The following is a 6,046-nucleotide window of genomic DNA, read 5'->3' as shown; positions in this document are numbered from 1 at the left end:
TCATCCGGTAGAGCAGGCTGAGGATCATCGTGTTGATCGCCACCGACTTGCCCGAGCCGGTGGTGCCGGCGACGAGCAGGTGGGGCATCTTGGCGAGATCGGCGATGATCGGCTCGCCGCCGATGTTCTTGCCCAGGCACAGGGCAAGCTTCTGCTTGCTCATCCCGAAATCGGCGGAGGCCAGGAGTTCGCGCAGGAACACGGTCTCGCGCTTGTCGTTCGGCAACTCGATGCCGATGACGTTGCGGCCCGGCACCACCGCCACGCGGGCGGAGACCGCCGACATCGAGCGGGCGATGTCGTCCGAGAGGCCGATGACACGGCTCGACTTTGTGCCGGGCGCGGGCTCGAGTTCGTAGAGGGTCACGACGGGACCGGGCCGCACCGCCAGGATGTCGCCGCGCACGCCGAAATCGCTGAGCGTCGCTTCGAGCAGGGTGGCGTTCTGCTCCAGCGCATCGGTCGAGATCAGGCTGCTCGCCGACGGGCCCTTGGGCTCGGCCAACAGTTCGAGGGCGGGATGCGCGTAGGCGTCCGATCTGGACATGGACGGCACGGGCGGGCGGCGAACCGGCATCGGGCTCGGCACCGGCGCGGCGACGCGCGAGCGGACCGGATACGTGTCGTCGGCGACGGAGACCGGGGCGTCCTCGTTCGGCTCATCGTCATGGAGGATCGGCGGCGCCACGGACCGGCGTTCCCTTTCCGGACCGGAAGTCGGCATTGGCTCGGGATCGTCGAAGATGGGCTCCCGGCGTGCCTCCGCGCCCATGGCGGGCGCGTCCTCCCGAACCCATGGCGCATCGTCGTCCGGGCCGAAGGCACGTCTGGCTGCCAGGGCCGGGGAGTTTCCGGAATACAAGGCCGCGGTCGTCGCGTCTGTTCGCCGAGTGCTCCAACTCCGTATCCAGGCGCCGACACCGTCTCGGCCGGCCATGAAGCCCTGCGCAATCGTGCCGAGCGACAGGATGCCGAGGCTCGGCTCGTCGGATTCCTCGCGCTCGGCGCGGCTCGGCTCGCGCCGCACGGGCATGCGGGCGGTGGGGTAGGGTTCGTCCTCCGCTTCCTCGGCGGGGCCGACGCGGCAGGCACCGGTCATAGCGAGGATCGCGATCACCGCGAAGCCGAAGCCGCAGAGAGCGGCGGCCGAGGTCGAGACGACGCCGACGAGGGTGCGGGCGGCATGAATGAGCGCATCGCCGGCGACGCCGCCCAACCCGGTTGGCAGGGGCCACCGCGTGGTCGGCGGCAGGGCACTGGCGACCGCGCTCGCCGCGAAGAATCCGATGATCCACAATGTGATCCGAAGACCACCGCTCGGCAGATCCCGCGCCCGCATCAGGCGGACGCCCCACAGCGCCGGCGGCAGGGCGAAAGCGAGCGAGCCGAGCCCGATCAGCTGCATCGCAAGATCAGAGATGACGGCCCCGGGGGCACCGAGGACATTGTGGGCGGCGTGGTTGGTGGCGTGGTTGAGATTCGGGTCGTCGATCGACCAGGTCGCGAGGGCGACGGTTAGCGCCGTCGCGCCCAGGAACAGGACGAGACCTCCGAGCTCCGTCAGCCGCTTGGCGAGGAACGGGCGCAGAGATTCGACGAAGGTATCGTAGGGCGATGCGGAACGTCGGAGCGAGCGCATGCGGGACCAGACGCGAAGGGAACTGTCCGGTAACGCTAATGCCAGCTCGGTTAACGGCCGTTTAAGGATGCTACCCTGTCGGTCAAAGACGTGTGAAGAACGGCCCTGGGCGTATTCGTTTGATGTCTGAACTAAAAATCATGATGCGGAAAAGCGGAGTCGGGTTGTTCGAACTCACCGTGAGCCACAGAGAGATAGAACGTGCTGATGGTTCCATAAAACAGCAGCATGCCCTCAGTGCGGAATCCACGAAAAAAGGCCCCGGATCGCTCCGGAGCCCCATAATCTCGGTCTGAAACTTCCTTAGCGGAAGAGATTCAGCAATCCGCCTGGCTCGGCATAGATGCCTGGGGAAGCCGTCGAAGTCTGAAAGGTGATAGAACCGATGACCGCGTCGCCACACCACTTGGAGAAACCGCCATTGGTCAGCTGGCGGAAGTCGCCGGTCAGCGCGGCGCACTGGCGACGGTTCAGGTTGGTGTCGTGATAGCGCACATCAAGGACGATGTTTTTATAGGTATAGGACAGGCCGACATTGCCGTATGCGTAGCTCGGCAAATCGAAGACCGGAAAGCGGCCTGGAGCGGTACTGCCAAATACGCCAGTGGCCGAGCTCTTAGCCGCGCCCAAGAAGTAATGACCGCCTTCGCCCGAAAGCGAAAAGCCGCCTGCATAAGCATCGGGCAGGAACGGGAACAGCGTCGCCGGAAGCGTGTAAGCGATCGTACCCGAGACGTAAGTGCCGTTGGTATGCGTGCCTAGATAGTTGGGCGCGAAGAACACATTGGCGCCCACCGTGAGGGCATCGGTCGCGGTGTAGAGGACCTTGCCAGCATACTCGATGAAATCAGTATTGGCCGTGGTGAAGGGCGTGATGCCGTCGGCGTTGAAGAGGCGCTGCTCATTAGGATAAAAGTAGTAGATGACGCCGAAGTCGAAAGCGAACTTGTCGAAGGTCGGCCGGATACCGGCGACGAGATCGAACTCCATGTCCGGACGGGTCGGCAGGCGGGTCTGATAGGTCGCGAAGCCCGTATAGGCGAAGTTGCCGAAATACTGTGCCTCGAAGAAGGTCTGGTAGCTGCCCTGGCGATTCGACTGGGAGATACCGCGGAAATTGTAGTCCGTCTGGTAGCGCGAACCGAATGAGAAGCCGATTAGCGGATCGGGCGCCTTCGCCTCGACCGGCATCACCTTCGGGGCGGCGAGATCGGCAGCGTAAGCCTGGCCCAGGCTCAGCAAGGTCGCGACGGAAGCAGCAACCCCCCGCATGGACATCTTCGACATCATTGAAATCAGCCCCTTGTTTAAACTTGTCCAAGAGTGCCGGACGAAAGACAGATCGGCAAAACCAACTTTCAGGCAATTGCCTATGAAATAAGCAAATAGGGGTTGCTCGTTTATGATGAGATGAGGTTGTTGCTTTGACGCCACATTTTGGCCGTCGATCCGGCAACGCGGTGGCAGGTTGGCCCCACGTGTCCAAACTCAGCACGCGAAATGTCCCTCGGCGTCGTGATCGATGCAGACGTCCCCAGCAGCGACGACGAATCAACGAAACAAGGCACAGAACAGCAGAAAGCCGGTCCCGTTTGCACGGCACCGGCTTTCTACGTCAAAAGCTAAACTGCTCGCCAACCGCCTGCTCTCGCCGCAGGCGATGCCAAGGCTAGTAGTTGTAGGCGCGCTCGCCGTGGTCGGCGATGTCGAGGCCTTCGCGCTCCTCGTCCTGTGTCACGCGCAGGCCGATGGTGAGATCGACGAGCTTGAACAGGATCGCTGAGCCGATACCCGACCACAGGATCGTGAAGCCGACGGCCTTGGCCTGCGCGATGACCGCAGCGGTCATGTCGTAGGCGCCGACCGCCAACTCACCGGGCTTCGACGCGTAGTCGGGGATGCCGACGCCGCCGAGATCCGTGTGGACCAGGACACCCGTGGCGAGGGCGCCCAGGATACCGCCGATGCAGTGGACGCCGAAGACGTCGAGCGAGTCGTCGTAGCCGATGGCGTTCTTCACCGTGGAGCACATGATGAAGCACACGGCGCCGGCGACGAGGCCGAGCACGATGCCGCCCATCGGGCCGGCGAAGCCCGAGGCCGGGGTGATCGCCACGAGGCCGGCGATGGCGCCCGAGAGCATGCCGAGGAGCGACGGCTTCCCCTTCAGGAGCCATTCGACGAACAGCCAGGAGAGGGCGGCCGCGGCGGTTGCGACGAAGGTGTTCAGCATCACGAGGGCCGTGGTGCCGTTCGACTCGAGATTGGAGCCCGCGTTGAAGCCGAACCAGCCGACCCAGAGAAGCGAGGCGCCGATCGCGGTCATCGTCAGGGAGTGAGGGGCCAGGAGGTCACGGCCGTAGCCGATGCGCTTGCCGAGCATAAGGCAGCCCACGAGGCCAGCGATGCCTGCGTTGATGTGCACGACTGTGCCGCCGGCGAAGTCGAGGGCGCCCCACTTGAAGATCATGCCCGCATCCGCGTTCACCGCGTCGAGGGCCGCCTGCGCGGTGGCCTTGCTGGCATCGTCGGTGGCCGCGGCCAACGCCTTGGCGGCGTTGCCGACCGCATCCGGGCCGCCCCAGTACCAGACCATGTGCGCCATCGGGAAGTAGATCAGCACGGCCCACAGCACCATGAACACGACCAGCGCCGAGAATTTCATCCGTTCGGCGAAGGCGCCGACGATGAGGCCCGGGGTGATCATCGCGAACGTCATCTGGAAGCAGATGTAGACGTATTCGGGGATGACCACGCCGTTCGAGAAGGTCGCGACGGTGGAGTTCGCGTCGACGCCCTTGAGGAAGGCCTTGGAGAAGCCGCCGACATAGTCGTTAAGGCCGCCGCCGTTGGTAAAGGCCATGCTGTAGCCGAAGAAGACCCACAGCAGGCAAACGAGGCAGGCGATGGCGAAGACCTGCGTCAGAACGGAGAGCATGTTCTTCGTGCGCACGAGGCCCCCGTAGAACAGGGCGAGGCCCGGCAGCGTCATCATCAGCACGAGGGCGCATGACATCAGCATCCAGGCGGTGTCGCCCTTGTTCGGGACCGGCGCGCCGGGAGCCGTCACGGCTTCTACCGTGGGCGATTGCGCGAGTGATGGCTCGACCATGAGAAGGGCCAGGGCGGCGCCTCCCATTCCGAGCGACAGGGCATTGCGAAGTTTCATGGAAACGAGACTCCCGATCGCGGTGCGATGCTGATGTGAAGGCTGAGTGGTCTGGGAAGGCTGGCGGGGTGCCGGTCCGGTCGGCTAGAGGGCGTCCGCGTCGGTCTCGCCGGTGCGGATGCGGACGGCCTTCTCGAGGGGGAGCACGAAGATCTTGCCGTCGCCGATCTGGCCGGTCCGGGCCGCGGCCGCGATCGCATCGATCACGGTCCCGGTGACGTCGGCGGCCACAGCGACTTCGATCTTGAGCTTGGGCAGGAAGCTGACCGCATACTCGGCGCCGCGATAGATCTCGGTATGGCCCTTCTGCCGCCCGTATCCCTTCACTTCGGTCACGGTCAGGCCGTGCACGCCGATGCCGGTCAGGGCGTCGCGCACTTCCTCCAACTTGAACGGCTTGATGATAGCCATCACGATTTTCATGGGCGGCGCCCCCTTGTCCGAGTTGACCCGGCGGTCCGTCGCGCTCTGCGTCGCGACCGGACACGTCCGGACATTTCGCGCGGGCCGACATGGCACCGCTCGAAGCGCCACTATTCAAGGACTATGCCAGTGGGAACTTCTAGGACCCAGGCTGGTGTGCCTACAAACTAACCCAATTTGGCGCCCGAAATGGCGTACCGCCTATTCGCAGAGCTGAAATATCATTCAGCGCGATGAGAAGTTGCGCATTCGCGCTATTTGATAGGCGTTTTCTTCTTGCCCGACGGCTCAGCTCTCACTTCGGCGCGGCCGGATCATTCCTTCCTGTGCCACGGAAGCAACAAGGCGACCGTCCTGGCTGTAGATGAGCCCGCGAGCGAAGCCACGCGCCCCGCCTGCACTCGGGCTGTCCTGCGCATAGAGGAGCCATTCGTCTGCCCGGAAGGGCTGATGGAACCAGAGGGCGTGGTCGAGGCTGGCCGACTGGATCTCGCCATCGAACACCGTCTGCCCGTGGGCGATGAGCGTAGCGTCGAGGAGCGTCATGTCCGACGCATAGGCGAGGACCGCCCGATGGATCGCCGGATCGTCCGGCAGAGGGGCGGCGGCGCGCAGCCACACGTGGAAACGCGGTTCCCGCGGTTCCCGGCGCAGGTAGCGCTCCACCTCCACCGGCCGCAGCTCGATCGGCCGCTCGCGGCCGAAATAGGCGAGGACGGGGGCGGGGATGCCCGGACCGGCTTTCGCAGCGATCGCGCGCGCATCCGGAAGACTGTCGGGGCCGGGCACCTGGGGCATCGGCAGCTGGTGCGAAA

The 6,046-nt window shown here is 64.6% G+C and carries 5 protein-coding genes; all 5 read right to left on the bottom strand.

Annotation, left to right across the window (positions count from 1 at the left end; translation table 11 throughout):
• Nucleotides 1-1,639: DNA translocase FtsK 4TM domain-containing protein (locus ACFE7U_RS12295; protein ID WP_375410014.1), on the bottom strand; the 1,639-nt coding region annotated here is incomplete at its 3' end.
• A gap of 303 nt (nucleotides 1,640-1,942) precedes the next feature.
• Nucleotides 1,943-2,929, bottom strand: coding sequence for a TorF family putative porin (locus ACFE7U_RS12290; RefSeq protein WP_375410013.1), 987 nt, complete (start codon nucleotides 2,927-2,929; stop codon nucleotides 1,943-1,945).
• A 379-nt stretch (nucleotides 2,930-3,308) separates the two neighbouring features.
• The gene (locus ACFE7U_RS12285; protein ID WP_375410012.1) at nucleotides 3,309-4,808 is read right to left on the bottom strand and encodes an ammonium transporter; all 1,500 of its coding nucleotides are present in this window, start codon (nucleotides 4,806-4,808) and stop codon (nucleotides 3,309-3,311) included.
• Between the two features lie 84 nt (nucleotides 4,809-4,892).
• Nucleotides 4,893-5,231, bottom strand: a complete 339-nt coding sequence (locus ACFE7U_RS12280) for a P-II family nitrogen regulator (protein WP_292512291.1) — start codon at nucleotides 5,229-5,231, stop codon at nucleotides 4,893-4,895.
• A gap of 288 nt (nucleotides 5,232-5,519) precedes the next feature.
• The coding region (locus tag ACFE7U_RS12275) for an acyl-CoA thioesterase (RefSeq protein WP_375410011.1) at nucleotides 5,520-6,046 on the bottom strand (527 nt) is incomplete at its 5' end.

The organism is uncultured Methylobacterium sp. (genome assembly GCF_964251405.1).
GTDB lineage: Bacteria > Pseudomonadota > Alphaproteobacteria > Rhizobiales > Beijerinckiaceae > Methylobacterium.
This window is presented reverse-complemented; position numbering and strand designations above follow the sequence as displayed.